This window comes from Asticcacaulis sp. SL142 (assembly GCF_026625745.1).
GTDB lineage: Bacteria > Pseudomonadota > Alphaproteobacteria > Caulobacterales > Caulobacteraceae > Asticcacaulis.
Genome location: NZ_CP113061.1, coordinates 876,092 through 895,415, shown reverse-complemented (window position 1 = coordinate 895,415; position 19,324 = coordinate 876,092). Strand labels below are relative to the sequence as shown.

Genomic DNA, 19,324 nt, shown 5'->3' with positions numbered 1-19,324 from the left:
CGTGCGCGCTTGTATTCATCCAAAGACCCGCACATATAGAGCCGGAACCTTTCCGGTTACAGTTTCAAAGACTTACAGAGATACAGGTGTTTCATGGCCTTAAAGGAATTTTCAAAGCCTATAGAGCGCCATGAGGAACTGATCGCCTATTTTGAAAGCGGCTGTAAACCGCGCGAGGCGTGGCGCATTGGCGCTGAGCATGAAAAGTTCGTCTTTGATCTTAAAACGCTGCGTCGTCCCACCTATGAGGGGCCAAACGGCATCAAGGCCATGCTGGAGGGCCTGCAACGGTTTGGCTGGACACCGGTATTTGAAGACGGCCATGTCATTGCCCTGCTGCGGGACGGCGCTTCGGTATCTCTTGAACCTGGCGGACAGTTTGAACTGTCAGGGGCGCCGCTTGAGACCGTTCACGATATTTGTAGTGAAACGGGCCAGCACCTTGAAGAGGTTAAGGCCGTGGCCTCCGAAATCGGGCTTGGGTTTCTAGGCGTAGGCTTTTCGCCCCTGTGGACGCGGGCAGAAACCCCGGTCATGCCCAAGGGGCGCTATAATATCATGCGCAGCTATATGCCCAAGGTGGGCGACTTAGGCCTTGATATGATGCTGCGCACCTCGACCATCCAGGCCAATCTTGATTATTCGTCCGAAGCGGACATGATTTTAAAGTTCCGTGTGTCGCTGGCCTTGCAACCTATTGCGACGGCCCTGTTTGCCTGCTCGCCGTTCACCGAGGGCAAGCCCAACGGCTTCCTGTCGGCTCGCGCCAATGTCTGGACCGACACCGATGCCGATCGCACGGGCATGTTAGGGTTTGTGTTTGAGGATGGCTTCGGGTTTGAGAGGTATGCGCAATATGCCCTTGATGTGCCTATGTATTTCGTCAAACGCTATGGTGCGCCCAATGGCGGCTACATCGATGCATCGGGCCAGAGTTTCCGATCATTCTTAAAGGGTGAATTGCCAGCCTTGCCGGGTGAATTGCCAAATATCGACGACTGGGCGGATCATTTGACGACGCTGTTCCCGGAAGTGCGCCTTAAAAAATACCTTGAGATGCGCGGGGCTGACGGTGGGCCGTGGAGCCGGATTTGCGCACTCCCTGCGCTTTGGGCCGGACTGTTGTACGATCAGACTTCCCTCGAAGCCGCGTGGGATATGGTCAAGGGTTGGAGCCTCGAAGACCACGACACCCTGCGCGGCATGGCGGCCAAAACCGGCCTGAAAGGCACGATCGCAGGGCGTCCGGTTCAGGAAATCGCGCTGGAGACCCTGAACATCGCCCGCGAGGGCCTAAAACGCCGGAATCGCCTATCGGGCGGCATGGTCGATGAAACGGGATATCTTGGCGAACTGTTCGAGATCGCCGAAAGCGGAATCACACCGGCTGAGCGTCTTCTGGAAGCGTACCACGGTCGCTGGGGCGGGGATGTAAGCCGCCTCTACGGGGAATATGCTTATTAAATTCCTCGGATTGTCCCGTTTGAAACAATCTGACTTGCCAAAATTTTATTTTGCTGTTCTTTTCGTGACGTATATACGACATGTATCGTATACCGTATAAATTGTTGCGTCAGCCTCACAAAGAGACCTAAGCAGAATGATAAATATCGTTATCGCCGCCGGCATTATTGTCACGATCCTGACGGCGATTCCCGTCGTCATGCAGATGCGCAACCACCCGAAGGGATTGTTTGTGCTGTTCTTTGCCGAAATGTGGGAGCGTTTTTCCTACTACGGTATGCGAGCGCTTTTGATCTTTTACCTGACCAAGCATTTCCTGTTCAGCGACGAAAAGGCCAGCCAGCAATACGCGTCCTATACGACACTGGTATATCTCCTGCCGCTGATTGGTGGGTTGATGGCCGATAAATACCTGGGAACCCGTAAGGCGATTGTGTTCGGGGCTATTCTCCTGGTGCTTGGGCATGGCGGCATGGCGCTGGAAGGTTCGCCGAACGTGCAGACACTGACCCATCAGGGGGCGACCTATGAGTTCGTGCGCGAGGGCAATCATTTGTCCAACCCGCTGCTTAAGGTTGGTGATGAGGCCTATGCGGTGGCGCCGACCAAATCGGGCGGGCTCGAGATTGTGGGTCTGCCCGCCGGATCGGCCTTGCCTCCGGTACTTGAGTCAGGATCGTTTGAGACCGGCGTCAAGAAAATCACGCCGTGGGCGGAACATGCGTTCTTCCTGTCGATTTCGCTGATCATCATGGGGGTGGGCTACCTTAAACCCAATATATCCTCGATCGTCGGCCAACTTTATCCCGACCGGGACCCCCGCCGCGATTCGGGCTTTACGCTCTATTATTACGGCATCAACCTGGGCGGGTTCTGGGCGGCCATTCTGTGTGGCCTGCTGGGCGAAACCTATGGCTGGGGCTATGGCTTCGGTTTGGCCGGCCTTGGGATGCTGGCCGGTCTGGTTGTGTTCGTGCTCGGCAAACCGTGGCTGCAGGGCAATGGCGAACCGCCGGCACCGCAGCAGCTTAAAAAGCCGGTGGCGGGCCCTATCAGTCAGGAATGGTTGATTTATGGCGCGTCCATTCTGGCCTTGCCGGTTATCTATTTCATGGTTCAGCGCAATGATATTGTGGGCTGGTTCCTGTTGGCATCATCGCTTGGCATCATCGGCTATGTCGTTCTGACTATGGTCACCAAATTTTCCAGAGAAGAGAATTACCGGTTAGGTCTGGCGTTTGTGCTGATCTTTGCGTCGGTGATTTTCTTTACGCTGTTTGAGCAGGCGGGGTCTTCGCTCAACCTGTTTGCGGCCCGTAACACGAACCTGAACCTCATTGATGCGCCGGTCATCTTTAACCTTCTGGGCCAAAGTTTCGTTCTGGCCACGCCTGCGCAACTGGCCGCCCTTACCGTACCCGCAGGTTACGTCTTTGTTGATATGACCCTGACCGCCTCACAGGTGCAGTCGTTCAACTCCGGCTTTATCCTGATTTTTGCGCCGGTCTTTGCGGCGATTTTCACCTTCCTCGGCCGCCGCGGCGCTGACCCCGATCCCGTCAAGAAGTTCTCATTCGGTCTGGTCAATGTGGGCTTGGGCTTCATGTTGCTGGTGTGGGGGGCGAATTTCGCCGACGGTGCGTTCCGGGTGCCGCTGATCTTCCTGTCCATGACCTATTTGCTGCATACCTGGGGTGAACTGGCCCTGTCGCCGGTCGGCTTGTCGCAGATCACCAAGCTCTCGCCGCCGGTGATTGTGTCGACCATGATGGCCATTTGGTTCCTGGCCTCATCCGCCGCCCAGTATCTGGCGGGTATTATCGCCGGCCATACCTCAACCGCAACCGTGGGCGGGCAGGTGCTGGATCAGGCCGCATCGCTGAAATCATCGCTGGATGTGTTCTGGAGCATCGGCCTGTGGGGCGTTGGTTTGGGCGTGGGCCTGTTTGTGCTGTCCTTCTTCATCAAGCACTGGTCTTACGGCGCCAACGACACAACTAAGGACGTCGTTCACTAATAGCGATCAGGGTCTGGTGACGATCACAGGATATCAGGTGATCATTGACTAGACCCACCGCCTGCATGAAGGCATAGACGATGGTCGGGCCGCAAAACTTATAGCCCTTGGATTTCAAGAGCTTTGATAAGGCAATTGAGGCTTCGGTTTGCGCTGGTATCTGAGTGTTTTCGGCATAGTGGTTGACCTGTGGTTTGTAATCCTGGGCTCCCCAGATCAGGTCGGATAGCTCAATGCCCTGATCGCGCAGTTTCAGGGTGACACGCGCATTATGGATGGCGGAATTGATCTTGGTACGTGACCGAATGATGCGGGCGTCATTCATCAACCGCTCAACATCGGCCTCATCAAAGCGGGCCACAATCTCCGGATCAAAACCCTGAAACGCCTCACGCAGGGCGTCTCGTTTGCGAAGGACTGTAATCCACGACAGTCCCGCTTGAAAACCATCCAGCACTAGCTTTTCATAGAGTGCGCGCGAATCATAAACGGGCGTGCCCCACTCAAAGTCATGATAGGGGCCATATTCGGGATGGGCTTCGGCCCAGGGGCATCTCATTAGGTTTATCCGGCGGGGTTGGCGACCGCGATATGGGGCTGCAACCAGTCGGGGATGTCAAGCGTGGCGGCCTGTCCGCTGACGGTCAGAGCGCCGGAGGTGCGATCAAGCCGCATCAGGCCCAAAGCACGGGGCGGCTGTGAGGTCAAAATCTCACCGGCGCGGCGTTCACCGTTCAGCACCTCGGTTTCAAACGGCGCATCTATGGTGACCTTAAGCGGCAGGATACGGTTCTTGATATGGCCGCGCCGTTTCATGCGTGAGGTCGTTTCCTGACCGACAAAGCAGCCTTTTTTGAAATCAATGGCTTCGAGCAGATCGAGATTGGCATCAATGGGGTACAGATACTCGCGCGGATAATCGAACACCGGATCACTCAGGCCATGGGTCAGGCGATAGTCTATCCACGCGCTGAGTTCAGCCGTGGCGATCTGCGGGGCGTAGCTGAGGCCCAATTGGCCGTCCTGACCGATAATAGCGGCGCGCGGGTCTTCACTGAAACCGGCAAGCAGGGGCCCGCCAAAGGCTGCAAACACAGGGTTATCCAGCTTGGATAAGGTGATTTTGGCTCGCAGCTTGTAGAGGTTTAGCCGCGTAAACATTTCATCGCGCAGGTCACGCGGAATATCGAGCCAAGCTTCTTCGGCGGACACAGTATAGATGAAAGCATCGGTGATCATCTTACCCTGCGGCGTCAAAAAGGCCGCATAATAGAGCTTATTCAACCGCCCCGCTTCGACATCAGCCATGATCTTATCAAGGTTGATGGTCGATTGCCCTTGAAGGAATTTGGCCCAGTCCGGGCCGGTAAAGCCGATCAAGGCGCGGTGGGGCAGGGCGGCAATTTGGGTCATGGCGGGTTCCTGAAAATCTCAGTCTTATTTGGGCGCGTTAAGGTGTCGCTGCAAGGTAAACCTCTGCGCAAACACGTTAAAATGTCTGGCCTGCCCGCCCTGAAAAGGTGTAAGACGCGGCCATAAATCCAAACCGAACGGAGCCGGTCATGCCCACATACGATATGATTATCAAAAATGCCGATATCATCAATCATGCGGGACGCGGTATGGGCGATATCGCCATTAAGGACGGTAAGTTTGCAGGCTTTGGGCACTTTGACGCCACTGAGGCCGGTGAGGTGTTTGATGCCTCTGGCCTTCTGGCTATGCCGGGCGTGATCGACACCCAAGTGCATTTTCGTGAGCCGGGCCTTGAGTGGAAAGAAGACCTTGAAACCGGCTCTCAGGCCGCCGTCATGGGCGGGGTTGTGGCGGTGTTTGAAATGCCCAACACCAACCCCAATACCATTGATGTCGCGACCTTTGAAGATAAGCTGAAACGCGCCCACCACCGTATGCACTGCGACCATGCCTTCTATGTCGGCGGCACGCACGAGAATATCAACCATCTGGCTGAATTGGAGCGCCTGAAGGGCTGCTGTGGAGTTAAGGTATTCATGGGCGCCTCGACCGGCTCATTGCTGATCGCCGATGATGCCGGTGTGGCGGCGGTGCTTAAGGCGGTTAATCGCCGCGCCACCTTCCATTCGGAGGATGAATACCGTTTGGCTGAGCGTCGTCCGTTGGCGCGCGAAGGCGACTGGACCAGCCATGATTATGTCCGCGATGCCGAATCGGCCATTCAATCGACCCACCGTCTGGTGCGACTGGCCCGTGAAGCCGGAAAACGCATCCACGTCCTGCATGTGACGACTGCCGAAGAGATCGACTTCCTGTCGAAGAATAAGGATATCGCCACCGTCGAGATCACGCCGCAGCACCTGACCCTGGTCGCTCCCGAAGCCTATGAGCGCTTAAAGGGGCTGGCCCAGATGAACCCGCCGGTCCGCAACCAATACCATGTCGATGGCCTGTGGCGCGGGATATTGCAAGGTGTGGCTGATGTGCTGGGGTCCGACCACGCGCCCCATACGCTGGAGGAAAAATCAAAGCCCTATCCGGCATCACCATCGGGTATGCCGGGGGTGCAAACCCTGCTGCCAGTCATGCTAACCCACGTCAATAACGGTAAGCTGTCGCTGGAGCGGTTGGTGGACCTGACCTCAGCCGGGGCTCAGCGCGTGTTTGGTGTGGCAGGTAAGGGCCGCATGGCGGAAGGCTATGACGCCGATATTACGCTGGTCGATATGAACCATAAGCGTGTGTTGAAGCACGAAAACATGCGCTCACGCTGCGGCTGGACACCGTTTGATGGCTTTGAGGCGCACGGCTGGCCCAAGGCGACCATTATCCGCGGTAAGGTCGTCATGCGCGATGATGAGATCGTTCTGCCGTCGAAGGGGGAATCCTGCCGGTTCATGGAAACATTATAAATCGTGGTCTTTGGGTGATTAGTGCGTCGCTGTCGCTAGGAGGTATCTAATATACCTCCGTCGCTTAGCTCCTGCTACTCACCTCAAATCTCACGATTTATGGACGGTTGGCTATAAATAAAAACCCCGCAGGTTAGTGCCTGCGGGGTTTTTATTTTGGTTCAGAGGTTCAGAGGTTCAGAGGTTCAGCTTAAGGCTTCACATCCGAAACATAGGTGCCGTTACCTGGGATTTTGCAGGTTTCATAACCGGCACGATTCTTGGCGATATTACAGGCGATGATATCCTCAAAGGTCTTGCGTGACTTGGCAAGGGCGGCGATGTAGCCGCGCTTGTTGGAGCACGCCAGTTCGACTAGAACGCCATCAGTGTCAGTTAGGCCGGCATAGCGGGCTTCCTGCACGTCACAATCCTTCTTATCGGCCTTAGCGAGGGCATCAAGGTTGGCCAGCAGAACCGTAGCCGGGGTCAGGGTGCACTCACGCTTGCGGGCAATGCCGGTATAGCAATCGAACACATCAGCTTTTGCGGTTGAGCCTTCGTTAGGCAAGAAACCCATTACGCCAAACGCTTGCTCAGGGCATTTGAACTCGACGAAATCGCGGTTAGTCTGGGTTTGGGTGCCGACAACATTATAGGCTTCGACCGTGCAATTGATCCCGACTTGTTTCAGGGTCGCGGTGTAGGCGGCATTCTGACCGGCAACCAAAGACGCTGAGTCTGTGTATTGGCAGGGGCCCAGAGTTCCGGCATTGGCGCAGCTTATCTTGGCCAGATAGTCGCCATTGGTTTTGGCGCGGACGAGGAAACCGGCCTCATTGGCGCAGCCGAACTCGTAATAGTCTTCGTTGTCGGCGGTGACGCGACCGATCAGGCGGGAGTTATTGACCTGACACGAAGCCGACGCCTTTTGCGCCAGAGGCTTAATTGCGGCAATCGCCTGCTCGCGGGTCGTGAACTGGCAGGTGACCTTTTTCAGATCCATGACCAGACAGTTATCAAAGGTGCTGGGGTTTGCAGACCCCGCGCGCGCCAGATCCAGAACGCCGCCCGCACCGGCCGAACAGCCCACTTCGTAGCGGTCAATCTTGGCTTCATCGCTGCTGCCCAACCAGCGGGCATTGTTGACGGTACAGGCCGTGCTCAGCTTTTGAACCGGTTCCTGAAGCCAGGCATAGTGGTTCACATTGGCAGGCAACAAACACTTGGTCGCTTTGGGGTCGATTGCGTTTTGAGACCAGGCTTGCGTGCAGTTGAAGGTTGTGGCGATGGTGCCGTCGGCATTTTTGGCCAGAATATAGCCAGGCCCCGCCTGACAGGCGACTTCATACACGACGATCTTGGATTTTTTACCATCCGTTGCCGTGGCTGTGCTTTCGCCGATAAAGTGGGCGTCGCTAAGCTGGCATGGAACGCCGGAGGTGGCCAGCAACGCCGGCGCATCGGCCATGCCCTTGGCGCGGGTTTTGTCCGTCACCTTCACGTCAGCGGCCAGAGCCTGACCCGCGCCCATGACGAGCGCTGCTGCCGCAACGATTGCCGGAAGTTTGCGGGCTATTGAGAAAATGTTCATCGTAGTTTCCCGAGAGAGTGTTTTGGAATACCTCAGCGCAACGGCCTTGACCCGGCTTATAAGGGGTGGTGTTGTCAGTTTTATACGCAGATTGCCTACAGGATATGGCCTAAGCATGGCAAGTCCTTAAAGGCGCTGCGTAATGTTTAAAGACCGCTGAAAATAAAAATTCTATATCGGCATATGCCGCACGCTTGAGGAAACGTCATGAGTGAGTGGGTTCTGAGTGAATATACGGATGGCATCGTCCATGTGCGCCTCAATCGCGCCTCCAAAAAGAATGCCCTGACGTCGGATATGTACCGGGCTTTGAGTGAGCATATCGAGGCTGCAGCGGCGGATATTGAGGTGAAGGCTGTGGTTCTGAGCGCCGAGGGGAGCGATTTTTGCGCGGGCAATGATATACTTGATTTTATGCAGTCGGGGTTCCTGAATGGCGGCGTTGAGGACTTGCCGGTTTTTCAATTCCTTAAGTCTATCAACTATTTCCCCAAACCTCTTTTGGCAGCGGTTCAGGGGCAGGCCGTAGGCGTCGGCACCACCATGCTGCTGCATTGCGATCTGGTCTATCTATCAGCAGATGCGAGATTGTCCCTGCCGTTTGTGCAGCTTGGTTTGGTACCGGAAGCCGGTTCCAGCCGTCTATTGCCGAAACTCGTCGGTCATCCACGGGCCTTTGCCTGGATGACTTTGGGCGAGGCGGTTACGGCATCCGAAGCGCTGCGGCTTAATCTGGCGACGGCGGTTGTTGACGATGATGTTTTAGGCGCGGCCATGACCGCCGCGCGAAAACTGACCAAATTGTCGCCGTCGGCGCTTCGTCACACGAAATCCCTGATGCGCGCCCCTGACGATTTGTGGGCGGTTATTGTGGAGGAAGGGCGCATTTTCCAGGAGCAACTGGCATCTCCCGAAGCGGCGCAAGCCTTTGCCGCCTTTATGAAAAAATCCGCCTGATCCCGATAGCCAACCATAGAGTTGTCACAGTTTGACGGTCTAATTGATTTGACGCGGATACCCCCGCGTTATAAAGCGCGCGCTCCCGGTGGCTTTAGTTCTTTTGGCCGGATCAGGTTGAGGTTACGGATTTGCCCTTGGACGCATATCTTTACAGCGACACGACGAACGCACTGGTGGTAGCACCGGAGGCGGTGCATCAGGATTCAGCTATAACTAACCTTATTTATAAGGTTTTTGGCCCTGGCCGCTATGTCAAGACGGCTGAGCGTTTGCGTGAGGGTAATCGCCCGTACCCCGATCTTAGTCTGGTCGCCATGAAGGGCGACACCCTTATGGGTTCCGTCAGATTATGGCCGGTCGTCGTAAAATCTGATGATGGTGACACGAGTACCGAAGTGGCCTTTCTGGGGCCGATTACGGTCGATCCGGTCGTACAGGGTGGCGGTATTGGCTCGCAACTGGTTGAAACAGCGCTTAATAAGGCGTTTGCGAAAGGTCTGAGCGCGGTGGTTCTGGTCGGGGATTTTGACTACTTCAAGCGGTTCGGGTTTGAGCGGGCGCAGCTTTCCCTACCGGGGCCAGCCGATCCCAAGCGTATCCTGATCGCCTATGCCGAGGGGGCGACGCCGCTTACGGGTAAGGTCAGTGTCCGGCGCTGATCTGGAAAACAGGTTCACTCCGGTTGAGGGCTATCCGGTAGAGCTCTGGAACCCAAAGCTGTGCGGCGAGATAGACATTGTCATTCGCGCAGACGGTTCATGGTGGCATGAAGGCGCGCGCATTGAGCGTCAATCGTTGATATTCTTATTTGCCAAGCTGTTGCGTTATGATGACGATGGCTATTACCTGATCACGCCGGTTGAAAAACTGAAGATCACCGTCGAGGATCTACCGTTTTTGGCGGTTGATTTTGATCGTGAGGGGGAAACGCTGGTTTTCAGCACAGACCAGAGTGAGCGCGTGACGTTAGGGGCTGAGCATCCGCTGGCTTTTGATGGCGATGATTTGTGGCCCCGGATCAGAGTGCGCCATAATTTGTGGGCGCGCGTGACGCGGGCGGCCTGGTACAGACTGATTGACATCGCGGATGTGCAGAGGGATCGGATCATATTCGGATCGCAGTCATTTGATCTTAAACCCAGCGTGATTTAGACTCATCCGAATATGTGCCGGAAGCAATATTGATGAATCTTGATCTGCCCGTCTCCATGCGTACCGGAGCGACCCTTGATGTCTTTACCGCGCTGGAGGCCAAGGGCGGGGCGGGGTGTGTGCGCTTTGTCGGCGGATCGGTGCGCAATCTGATCATGGGTTTGCCGGTCAGCGATTTTGACCTGTCGACGCAACTGACGCCCGATGATATCGAAGCCGCCCTTGATGTCGCCGGTATTCACCATATCCCGACTGGCAAGGTGTTTGGCACTATCACGGCGGTGGTGGGCGGTGAGACCTATGAGATTACCTCTCTGCGGCGCGATGTGGAAACCGATGGACGGCGGGCGGTGGTCAGTTTCACGACAGACTGGACCGAAGACGCTCAAAGACGTGATTTTTACCTCAATGCGCTTTATGCCGATATTCGCGGGCAGGTTTACGATCCGACCGGAAAAGGCCTTGAGGATGCCAATGCGCGGGTGGTGCGGTTCATCGGTGAGGCCGAACAACGTATCCGTGAGGATTATCTGCGAATTTTGAGATTTTTCAGATTTTCAGCGGCTTATGCGCAATCTCTTGATGCGGAGTCTCTGGAGGCGTGCATTCGCCTGAGATACGGCATCGATGGCCTGTCGGGTGAGCGCCTGCTTCAGGAACTGACCAAGATGCTGGTCTATGACGGTGCACCGGTCGTTTATAACCGAATGTGGGAAACGGGCATAATGTCGCGTATCCTGCCGGGCCTTGAGTATGATCCGGTGCAATCTGCGGTGCTTACACGCATGGTTCAGGCGACCACCGATATTGAGCGGCGGTTTATGGCGCTTTTGGCCCAAAGCGATGAAGGGCGACTGTACTTCGACGGACATGTTTCCGCCGTGACCGATGTACTTTCGAGGTTAAGAGTGTCAAATCGCGCCCGGCAAAGACTTGAGGCTGTGGTTAAGGTGCGGCAGGCGCTGGACGGAGGCTATCCGTTGCGGCGCGCGCTCTATGAGTATGGGCGTGAGGCTGTCACGGATGAAGTCTATCTAACCCACGCGCAGACCGGGGCCGATCTTGCCGGGTCGATAGCTGAGCTTGAACATATGACCATACCGGAGTTTCCGCTGACGGCGCGGCATCTCATGGCCGCAGGAATTGAGGCAGGCCCTTACCTTGGCCAGACCCTGAAACGGATCGAGGCGGACTGGTGCACACATGATTTTTCGCAAAGCGTGATAGATCGCGCCCTTGACGAACTTCACAAACAGCCAAAAATAAGCGGCGAGTAAGATTTTCGCCCCTGACTTACCATACTGAGTTGCTGTGCCATGAGTTATGTCGCCATTTTAGAAACCGGTATTCCGCCCGCAGGTCTTGATGTGACCTACGGTACCTATGCCGATATGTTTGCCAAAAAGCTGCATGAGCCGGAGCGCGCTTTTCGGGTATTTAAGACGCTGGACGGGGAACTGCCGGATATTAATGAAGACTTTCGCGGCGTGGTCATTACCGGCTCGCCAGCCGGGGTTTATGAGAGTGATCCGTGGATTGCGGCCCTGATTGACTGGCTGAAAGCGCTGCGGGCTGATGTGCCGGTGGTCGGTATCTGTTTCGGCCATCAGGTCATGGCGCAGGCCTGGGGCGGCCATGTCGAAAAATCTCACAAAGGCTGGGGCGTAGGGCTTCATGAATATACTATCCATGACGGCGATATCTGGAGTACCTTAACCGACGATGCGCATCGAGCCATCAAGGTCGCGGTGACCCATCAGGATCAGGTGGTCAAAAAACCCGACAATGCCATTGTGCTGGCGGGTTCTGAGTTCACGCCGTATGGGGCGCTGTACTACTCTGACCGTAAGGCGATCTCGTTTCAGTGCCACCCTGAGTTTTGCGCTGATTTTGCCGGTGATCTGCTGAAGTCCCGCCGGGGCGTGCGCATAGATGAGGAACTGGTCGATACCGCCCTGATTAGCCTTCAGGAACAGGGCCATAGTCAGGATATCTTAAAGCTGATCTCCAGATTCTTGGCCGCTTAAGAGGTTAAGGCCACTTTACCAAGGGCGGCATGGAGGACAGGATAGACTCGACATTGCCGCCGGTTTTCAGCCCAAACAGCGTCCCGCGATCATAGAGCAGGTTGAACTCGACATAGCGCCCGCGCTGAATCAGCTGTTCCTCGCGCTCGGCCTCGCTCCACGGTTCATTAAAGCGGTCACGCACTATGACGGGATAAACATCGAGGAACGTATCACCGACCGAACGTGTGAAAGCGAAATCGGCGTCATGATCGCCGCTGTTGAAGTGGTCATAGAATATGCCGCCGATGCCGCGCGACTCATTGCGGTGAGGCAGGAAAAAATACTCGTCGCACCATTTTTTGAAGCGCTCATAATAGTCTGCGCCATACTGATCGCAGGTGTCTTTGAACGCCTGATGGAATTTGGCTGCATCCGGCGCTGCCTGAGACCGATCCACCGCCAGCAGCGGTGTCAGGTCGGCACCGCCACCAAACCAGCCCTTGGTCGTGCAGATATAGCGGGTGTTCATATGCACCGCTGGCACGCGCGGATTGGTCATGTGCGAAATCAGGCTGATGCCGGTGGCAAAAAAGCGCGGGTCTTCGTCGGCGCCGGGAATGGTTTTGGCAAATTCCGGGCTAAACGTGCCATGCACAGTAGAGATATGAACGCCGACCTTTTCAAACAGGCGGCCGGTCATCATCGACATCTCACCGCCGCCGCCCTCAGCCCGCTGCCAGGGACTGCGCACAAACCGGCCCGCTTCGCCTTTGTAAAGTGACGGCGACGCTTCATCCTCCAGCGCCTCAAATGCAGCGCAAATCCGGTCGCGCAAAGACCGAAACCAGGCGGACGCCGCCTTCTGGCGATCGGCCAGTACATCTGGGGTGGTGACAATGGCGGTGTTCAGCATAAGGGGCTCACGGACAAGTGGCGGGAGGTTTCAGGGGCTTATAGGCTGATCAGGGCCTGACAGGAAAGGTGCTTGTTTGGCGCAGGGCTTCCCCCAGCGCCATGGAGGCTGAATTTATGACATTGATTGAGCGGGCCTGAGCGCTGATCGGGATGAACAGGCGCGCATCGGCATAGGCATGAACCTCATCGGGTGCGCCCGCACTTTCGCGACCAAACAGCAGTATGTCGTTTGCCTGAAACCCATAGTCACAATAGGGGGCCGCAGACTTGGTTGTAAACAGGATCACTCTGGATGCCGGGGTTGAACTGGCGCGCCAGTTTTTGAACCGGTCCCACGAATCATGCCGCGACACATCAGCGCACCCCCCGTAATCCATAGCTGCCCGTTTGATGGCTTTGTCATTAAGGGGAAAGCCGCAAGGCTCGATAATATCAAGGCTTACCTCAAGGCAGGCCGCCAGACGTATGGCGCTGCCGAGGTTTTGAGGGATGTCGGGCTGGTACAATACAAAACGCATGATTTTATAGGTTTTCCGGACTACGGGTTTGAATCCATCCTGCAATTGTGGTTATAGACGGATACAAGAACCGATAAATGCTGATTTGAGTTAAATTTTTAACGGAATCGGTGGATGGAAGGTTTGTAATTATGGGCGCTTCGGCTATGAACGAAGCGGGCCGCGGCACTTTAACGCATAGCGCTAAGGGGACGTGGCAGAGGAAAACTATGAGGTGGCAAGGTGAGCGAACCTGACAATACGGCCGCTGCGGTGAATGACGATACGTCCCGCCGCGACTTTATCTACATTGCTGCGGGGGCGACCGCCGTGGGTGCCGTGGGGGCTATTGCCGTACCGCTGGTGGCGCAAATGAATCCGGCAGCCGATACTCTGGCCATGGCGTCGACGGAGTTCGACCTGACCAAGGTTCAGGAAGGTCAGCAGATCGTGATTAAATGGCGCGGTAAGCCGGTCTTTATTCGCAGCCGTACAGGTTCGGAGATCAAGGCGGCTCAGGATACACCGCTGGCTGATCTGAAAGATCCGCAAACCGATGCCGACCGTGTTAAGGCGGGCAAAGAACAATGGCTGATTCTTGTTGGTTCCTGCACCCATCTGGGGTGCGTGCCGACCTTTGGGGCCGGTGACTATGGTGGCTGGTTCTGTCCGTGCCATGGCTCTCACTACGATACGTCGGGCCGCATCCGCAAAGGCCCGGCCCCGCTCAATCTGGTCGTTCCGGAATATGATTTCCTGACCGATACTCGCGTCAAAATCGGTTAAGGGGAGCGCAGGGCACCATGAGCGATCATCCGTCTACCTATGTACCTAAAACCGGCTTTGAAAAGTGGCTCGATTCGCGTTTGCCGATCGTGCGACTGGCCTATGACAGTTTTGTCGACTATCCGACTCCTAAGAACCTGAACTACTGGTGGACTTTCGGCGGGATTTTGTCAGTCTGTTTGGCGATTCAGATCATCACCGGCATTATTTTGGCCATGCACTATACGCCGCATGTTGATTACGCGTTTAACAGTGTCGAACGCATCATGCGCGATGTGAACTATGGCTGGCTGATCCGTTATGTCCACGCCAATGGCGCGTCGATGTTCTTTTTTGCCGTCTATATCCACATGCTGCGCGGCCTATACTACGGCTCCTATAAGGCCCCGCGCGAAGTTCTGTGGATTTTGGGCTGTATCATCTTCTTCCTGATGATCGCTACGGCGTTCATGGGCTATGTCTTGCCCTGGGGGCAGATGTCGTTCCATGGCGCGGTCGTGATCACCAATCTGATCGGCTCGATTCCGCTGATCGGCGGGCCGATCCTGACCTGGCTGCAAGGTGGCTTCGCGGTCGATCAGGCGACGCTTAACCGCTTCTTTTCACTGCATTATCTGCTGCCGTTCGTGATTGCCGGTGTGGTCATCCTGCACATCTGGGCACTGCACGTCGCCGGTCAGAATAATCCGGCGGGTGTTGAGATCAAGTCCAAGGAAGACACCGTTGCGTTCACACCCTATGCGACGGTTAAGGACGGCGTGGCGATTATCGTCTTCCTGTTCCTGTTCTCGGTGTTTGTGTTCTTTATGCCGAATGCTCTGGGCCATGCCGATAACTATATTCCGGCTAACCCACTGGTCACGCCAGCCCATATTGTGCCTGAATGGTATCTCTTGCCCTTCTATGCCATCCTGCGCGCTATCCCGGATAAATTCGGTGGTGTGATTGCGATGTTCGGTTCGATCGCGGTGATCTTTGCCCTGCCATGGCTGGATACCTCAAAGGTCAAGTCTATGCGTTACCGTCCGGTGATGCGCTGGTTCTTCGTGATCTTCGTTATCGTCTGTCTGGGCCTTGGCTGGTGCGGCGCTCAGTTGCCGGATGCTCAGGTCATTCCGGGCCTGCCGAGTTTCACCCTGTTTGACGGTCAGTTGAACTCCTATCTGTGGCTGACCCGTCTGTTCACAATCTATTATTTCGTTTTCTTCCTGCTCATCATGCCATGGATTGGTCTGAAGGAAGAGCCGTTGCCGGTGCCTGCGTCGATCTCCGAGGCGGTTTTGGCCGAACACAACAAGAAAAAGGGCTAACTCAGATGAAGTCCCTACAAACTCTCGGCAGGAAAGCGTGGATTAAGGCGGCGGCGACCGTGATGACGGCTTCGCTTACCCTTGGGGCAGGTTCGGCTCTGGCGGCAGGCGGTGCTTTGCATGCCCATGAACCCAAAGAAGGCTTTAGCTCTAGCGGCGTTCTGGGCACCTATGATCAGGCGCAGCTTCAACGGGGCTATAAGGTCTACCGCGAAGTGTGCGCGGCCTGCCATTCTATGAAGCTGATTTCGTTTCGTAATCTGGGTGAAAAGGACGGTCCGTTCTATGATCCGAAGTACAAGAACCCGAACGAAAACCCGGTCGTAAAGCAGATTGCCTCCGAATTTGAGGTGCCTACTATTGACTCTGAGACGGGCGATGTGATCACCCGCAAAGCCACTACTTCAGATGCTTTCCCGTCACCGTTTGCCAATCCGGAAGCTGCGGCGGCATCGAACGGCGGGGCGGTTCCGCCGGATCTGTCGGTCATTACCAAGGCCCGTCACGGTGGTGCGTCCTATGTCTATTCATTGCTGACTGGCTATAAAGCACCGCCTGCGGGTCTTAAGATTGCCGAAGGTCAGCATTACAACCCTTACTTCCCCGGCGATCTGTCGTCGGCATGGTCGGGCGATCACAAGCATGTGCCTGCCGGTGGGGTTCTGGCTATGGCACCGCCGTTGTCCGCCGGTCAGGTTACCTTTGATGATGGCCGTGAATCGACCCTCAGCAACCAGGCGGCTGATGTTGCGGCCTTCCTTGAGTGGGCCGGTGAACCCAAGGCTGTTCTTCGCAAGAAGACCGGTGTTGCGGTTCTGGCCTATCTGCTGCTGTTCTTCGGTTTGACCTATGCGTCTTATAGGTTTGTCTGGCGCGGTAAGCACTAAGACTTCATGAGGGGAGCAGGCTCCCCTCATGGGCACCCCTTCCAGCATTGAGAAAATTTTCTCGGATATGATCCTGTGAAAATTTTCACATATTAGCTTAGTAAAAACCCGTCGATAATTCGGCGGGTTTTTTTGTTGTAAAAGCGCCGAAAAACAGGCGTATAAGCACGGCTCTAAGCTTTGAGATAATATATATGAAACTGGCCTCGACCATCCGCACTATCCCTGATTTCCCCAAGCCCGGCATCATGTTCCGGGACATCACCACGCTTTTAGGGGATGCTCAGGCGTTTACCCTGGCCGTGGATGAATTGGTCGGTGCCTTTGCCGGGACGGATATTGATAAGGTCGCCTGTATCGAAGCGCGCGGGTTTATACTGGGCGGGGCGGTGGCGCATATTCTGGGAGCGGGCGTGGTGCCTTTGCGTAAAAAGGGCAAACTGCCGCACGACCGGATTTCCAGCGCCTATCAGTTAGAATACGGCATGGACATCATAGAAATGCACTCTGACGCGATTGAATCGGGGGAACGGGTTCTGTTGATTGACGATTTGATTGCCACCGGGGGGACGGCTATGGCGGGAATCGATTTGCTTAAGCGGGGTGGGGCGGAAATTGTGGGCGCGGCTTTTGTGATCGATCTGCCCGACCTTGGCGGTGCGCGCAGGCTGGAGGCCGCAGGCATTAAGGTCGTAAGTCTGGTGGGCTTTGACGGGCATTGAGTCTCAAGAGCTGCTGCGCCAGCGAACAAATTTCGTCCGAAAAGTGTGTAGCGGACTTATCAGTTGTGGCTTATAGACCCTTAAGCGCTGAACCGTGTATACGATTCTGTGCAGGGTAATAGCGTAACCAAAACGAAGAGACCTGAGTCGATGTCATTCGTACAACTTAGTGAAGGGTTCGCGCCCTATGAAGAATTGGCGCAGGATCTTTTGCCGCATGTCGTGGTCAGTAACGACGGCGCCCATGATGTTGCCCATCTGGTTCGGGTCTATAAGGTCGCCCGCACGCTTCAGGCGCTTGAGGGCGGGTGCTTGCGCATTCTGACGGCGGCAGTGTTGCTGCATGATTGTGTCGCCGTCGAAAAGAATTCTCCGGAGCGGTCGCGCGCCTCGCGCATGGCGGCGGATAAGGCGCGCGAAATCCTGAGCCAACTGGGCTGGGAAGAGGCCGATCTTGATGCCGTCGATCACGCCATTCATGCCCATAGCTACAGCGCCAATATCCCGCCCCAGACCCTTGAGGCGCGCATACTTCAGGACGCGGATCGTCTGGATGCCATTGGTTTCGTGGGTATTGCCCGGTGCTTTTATACGGCAGGACGTATGGGATCATCGCTGTACGATGCGACTGACCCGCAAGCCCAAGGCCGCGACCTGGATGACGCCTCTTTTGCGCTGGATCACTTTACGACTAAGCTGTTTAAGCTATCAGACGGTTTTCAGACTCGGGCCGGTAAAGATATGGCCGAACTCCGTCAGGCCCGGATGAGGGCCTTTGTCGAATACTTTCACGAAGAGATATGAAAATCGCGGTCTTTGGTCGATTAGTGCGTCGCCGTCACTAGGAGGTATTTAATATACCTCCGTCGCTAGGCTCCTGCTACTCGACTCAAATCTCACGATTTTCGGGTTATTTACTGATCACCTGAAAGTACACTGAGCGCAGCGAAGGACTTTCGGGAGAGGGGGTTACACGTTGAACCGGAAGTTCAGGATATCGCCGTCCTTGACAAGGTATTCCTTGCCTTCCTGGCGAAACTTGCCGTTTTCCTTGCAGCCGGCTTCGCCGTTAAACTTGACATAGTCGTCAAAGGCCATGGTTTCAGCGCGGATGAAGCCCTTCTCGAAGTCGGTGTGGATGACACCGGCGGCTTGCGGGGCAGTATCCCCAACATGGATGGTCCAGGCGCGGGCTTCCTTGGGGCCGACCGTGAAATAGGATTGCAGCCCAAGAAGGGTATAGGCTTCACGAATCAGGCGGTTCAGGCCCGGTTCTTCGAGGCCCAGGGTTTCAAGAAACTCAGCGCGTTCTTCGGCATCGAGCAGGGCGATTTCCGACTCGATCTGGGCTGAAATCACGACTGATTTGGCATGGTCGGCCTTGGCGCGGGTGGCTACTTGCTCGGACAGGTCGTTGCCCTTATCGGCGGAGCCTTCATCGACATTACAGACATAAAGCGCAGGCTTTGAGGTCAGCAGTTGCAGCATGTCCCAAGCTTTTTGGTCGTCCTTGGAAACCTTGCCTTTTTCGTAGGCGATGCGGGCAGGACGGCCATCACGCAGTTCAGCCAGCGCGGCATTAATCAGGCCCACCGTGATGGCCGCGTCCTTATCACCGCCGGTTTTGGCGCGTTTCTCAAGGTTCGGCAGGCGCTTTTCCAGGCTTTCCAGATCAGCCAGCATCAGTTCGGTTTCGATAATTTCCAGATCGCTGATCGGATCAATGCGGCCTTCGACATGGGTGATGTCGGTATCAACAAAGCAGCGCGCCACGAAGGCAATCGCGTCACAGTCGCGGATATTGGCCAGGAACTGGTTGCCGAGGCCTTCGCCTTTTGAGGCACCGCGCACGAGGCCAGCGATATCGACAAAATTGATGCGCGCCGGAATGATTTCCTTGGAGCCCATGATCTTGGCCAGCACCTCAAGACGCGGTTCAGGCACGGCGACATCGCCGGTATTGGGCTCAATGGTGCAGAACGGATAGTTGGCGGCCTGCGCCGAGGCGGTCTGGGTCAGGGCGTTGAACAGGGTGGATTTGCCGACATTGGGCAAACCGACGATAGCGACTTTGAGGGCCATGGGAATCCGTGACTATGGGAAACTGTAAATTGGCCGTTCCGCTATCATGGAACCACGGCTAA

General features: G+C 55.7%; 19 protein-coding genes. 13 read left to right on the top strand and 6 right to left on the bottom strand.

The genetic code is table 11. The features are described 5' to 3' along the window. Positions 1–93: 93 nt before the first annotated feature. Together OVA03_RS04160 and OVA03_RS04155 are read left to right on the top strand one after the other, a co-directional pair. Positions 94–1,464, top strand: a complete 1,371-nt coding sequence (locus tag OVA03_RS04160) for a glutamate--cysteine ligase (protein ID WP_267526917.1) — start codon at positions 94–96, stop codon at positions 1,462–1,464. Between the two features lie 136 nt (positions 1,465–1,600). Continuing rightward, on the top strand, positions 1,601–3,481 hold the full coding sequence (locus tag OVA03_RS04155; protein ID WP_267526916.1) for a peptide MFS transporter: 1,881 nt from the start codon (positions 1,601–1,603) through the stop codon (positions 3,479–3,481). On the opposite strand, the gene OVA03_RS04150 is transcribed toward OVA03_RS04155, so the two are convergent. Next, positions 3,462–4,040 (bottom strand): DNA-3-methyladenine glycosylase I, encoded by a 579-nt coding sequence (locus OVA03_RS04150; protein WP_267526915.1) that lies wholly within the window; start codon positions 4,038–4,040, stop codon positions 3,462–3,464. The genes OVA03_RS04155 and OVA03_RS04150 overlap by 20 nt on opposite strands. Before the next feature lie 5 nt (positions 4,041–4,045). Further along, positions 4,046–4,894 (bottom strand): YgfZ/GcvT domain-containing protein, encoded by an 849-nt coding sequence (locus tag OVA03_RS04145; protein ID WP_267526914.1) that lies wholly within the window; start codon positions 4,892–4,894, stop codon positions 4,046–4,048. Positions 4,895–5,043: 149 nt separating this feature from the next. Between OVA03_RS04145 and OVA03_RS04140 the strand changes: the two genes are divergently transcribed. Beyond that, positions 5,044–6,369 (top strand): dihydroorotase, encoded by a 1,326-nt coding sequence (locus OVA03_RS04140; RefSeq protein WP_267526913.1) that lies wholly within the window; start codon positions 5,044–5,046, stop codon positions 6,367–6,369. Between the two features lie 190 nt (positions 6,370–6,559). Here OVA03_RS04140 and OVA03_RS04135 read toward each other — a convergent pair whose 3' ends face one another. After that, positions 6,560–7,942, bottom strand: coding sequence for a hypothetical protein (locus tag OVA03_RS04135; protein ID WP_267526912.1), 1,383 nt, complete (start codon positions 7,940–7,942; stop codon positions 6,560–6,562). A 207-nt stretch (positions 7,943–8,149) separates the two neighbouring features. On the opposite strand from OVA03_RS04135, the gene OVA03_RS04130 reads away from it, so the two are divergent. The 5 genes from OVA03_RS04130 (at position 8,150) to OVA03_RS04110 (ending at position 12,081) form a co-directional block, all read left to right on the top strand. Further along, the gene (locus tag OVA03_RS04130) at positions 8,150–8,899 is read left to right on the top strand and encodes an enoyl-CoA hydratase-related protein (protein ID WP_267526911.1); all 750 of its coding nucleotides are present in this window, start codon (positions 8,150–8,152) and stop codon (positions 8,897–8,899) included. 137 nt (positions 8,900–9,036) lie between these two features. Next, on the top strand, positions 9,037–9,561 hold the full coding sequence (locus OVA03_RS04125; RefSeq protein ID WP_267526910.1) for a GNAT family N-acetyltransferase: 525 nt from the start codon (positions 9,037–9,039) through the stop codon (positions 9,559–9,561). Next, positions 9,548–10,054, top strand: coding sequence for a DUF1285 domain-containing protein (locus OVA03_RS04120; protein ID WP_267526909.1), 507 nt, complete (start codon positions 9,548–9,550; stop codon positions 10,052–10,054). The genes OVA03_RS04125 and OVA03_RS04120 overlap by 14 nt, the downstream gene beginning before the upstream one ends. Before the next feature lie 32 nt (positions 10,055–10,086). Continuing rightward, positions 10,087–11,331, top strand: a complete 1,245-nt coding sequence (locus tag OVA03_RS04115) for a CCA tRNA nucleotidyltransferase (RefSeq protein ID WP_267526908.1) — start codon at positions 10,087–10,089, stop codon at positions 11,329–11,331. A 39-nt stretch (positions 11,332–11,370) separates the two neighbouring features. Next, positions 11,371–12,081, top strand: a complete 711-nt coding sequence (locus OVA03_RS04110; RefSeq protein ID WP_267526907.1) for a type 1 glutamine amidotransferase — start codon at positions 11,371–11,373, stop codon at positions 12,079–12,081. Between the two features lie 4 nt (positions 12,082–12,085). On the opposite strand, the gene hemF is transcribed toward OVA03_RS04110, so the two are convergent. Together hemF and OVA03_RS04100 are read right to left on the bottom strand one after the other, a co-directional pair. Continuing rightward, positions 12,086–12,976 (bottom strand): oxygen-dependent coproporphyrinogen oxidase, encoded by an 891-nt coding sequence (gene hemF, locus OVA03_RS04105; RefSeq protein ID WP_267526906.1) that lies wholly within the window; start codon positions 12,974–12,976, stop codon positions 12,086–12,088. A 49-nt stretch (positions 12,977–13,025) separates the two neighbouring features. Next, on the bottom strand, positions 13,026–13,496 hold the full coding sequence (locus tag OVA03_RS04100; protein ID WP_267526905.1) for a tRNA (cytidine(34)-2'-O)-methyltransferase: 471 nt from the start codon (positions 13,494–13,496) through the stop codon (positions 13,026–13,028). A gap of 222 nt (positions 13,497–13,718) precedes the next feature. Here OVA03_RS04100 and petA point away from each other — a divergent pair, with 222 nt between their 5' ends. The 5 genes from petA to OVA03_RS04075 all read left to right on the top strand — a co-directional run bounded on the left by petA (position 13,719) and on the right by OVA03_RS04075 (position 17,984). Next, a complete protein-coding gene (petA, locus tag OVA03_RS04095; RefSeq protein ID WP_267526904.1) occupies positions 13,719–14,261 on the top strand; it encodes a ubiquinol-cytochrome c reductase iron-sulfur subunit in 543 nt (180 codons plus the stop codon). Between the two features lie 17 nt (positions 14,262–14,278). Beyond that, positions 14,279–15,571: a cytochrome b gene (locus tag OVA03_RS04090; protein WP_267526903.1), complete on the top strand. Its 1,293-nt coding sequence runs from the start codon at positions 14,279–14,281 to the stop codon at positions 15,569–15,571. A gap of 5 nt (positions 15,572–15,576) precedes the next feature. Then, positions 15,577–16,458, top strand: a complete 882-nt coding sequence (locus tag OVA03_RS04085; protein WP_267526902.1) for a cytochrome c1 — start codon at positions 15,577–15,579, stop codon at positions 16,456–16,458. Between the two features lie 194 nt (positions 16,459–16,652). After that, positions 16,653–17,180: an adenine phosphoribosyltransferase gene (locus OVA03_RS04080; RefSeq protein WP_267526901.1), complete on the top strand. Its 528-nt coding sequence runs from the start codon at positions 16,653–16,655 to the stop codon at positions 17,178–17,180. 150 nt (positions 17,181–17,330) lie between these two features. Next, the gene (locus tag OVA03_RS04075; RefSeq protein ID WP_267526900.1) at positions 17,331–17,984 is read left to right on the top strand and encodes an HD domain-containing protein; all 654 of its coding nucleotides are present in this window, start codon (positions 17,331–17,333) and stop codon (positions 17,982–17,984) included. A 165-nt stretch (positions 17,985–18,149) separates the two neighbouring features. On the opposite strand, the gene ychF is transcribed toward OVA03_RS04075, so the two are convergent. Next, positions 18,150–19,262, bottom strand: a complete 1,113-nt coding sequence (gene ychF, locus OVA03_RS04070) for a redox-regulated ATPase YchF (RefSeq protein WP_267526899.1) — start codon at positions 19,260–19,262, stop codon at positions 18,150–18,152. Positions 19,263–19,324 lie beyond the last annotated feature (62 nt).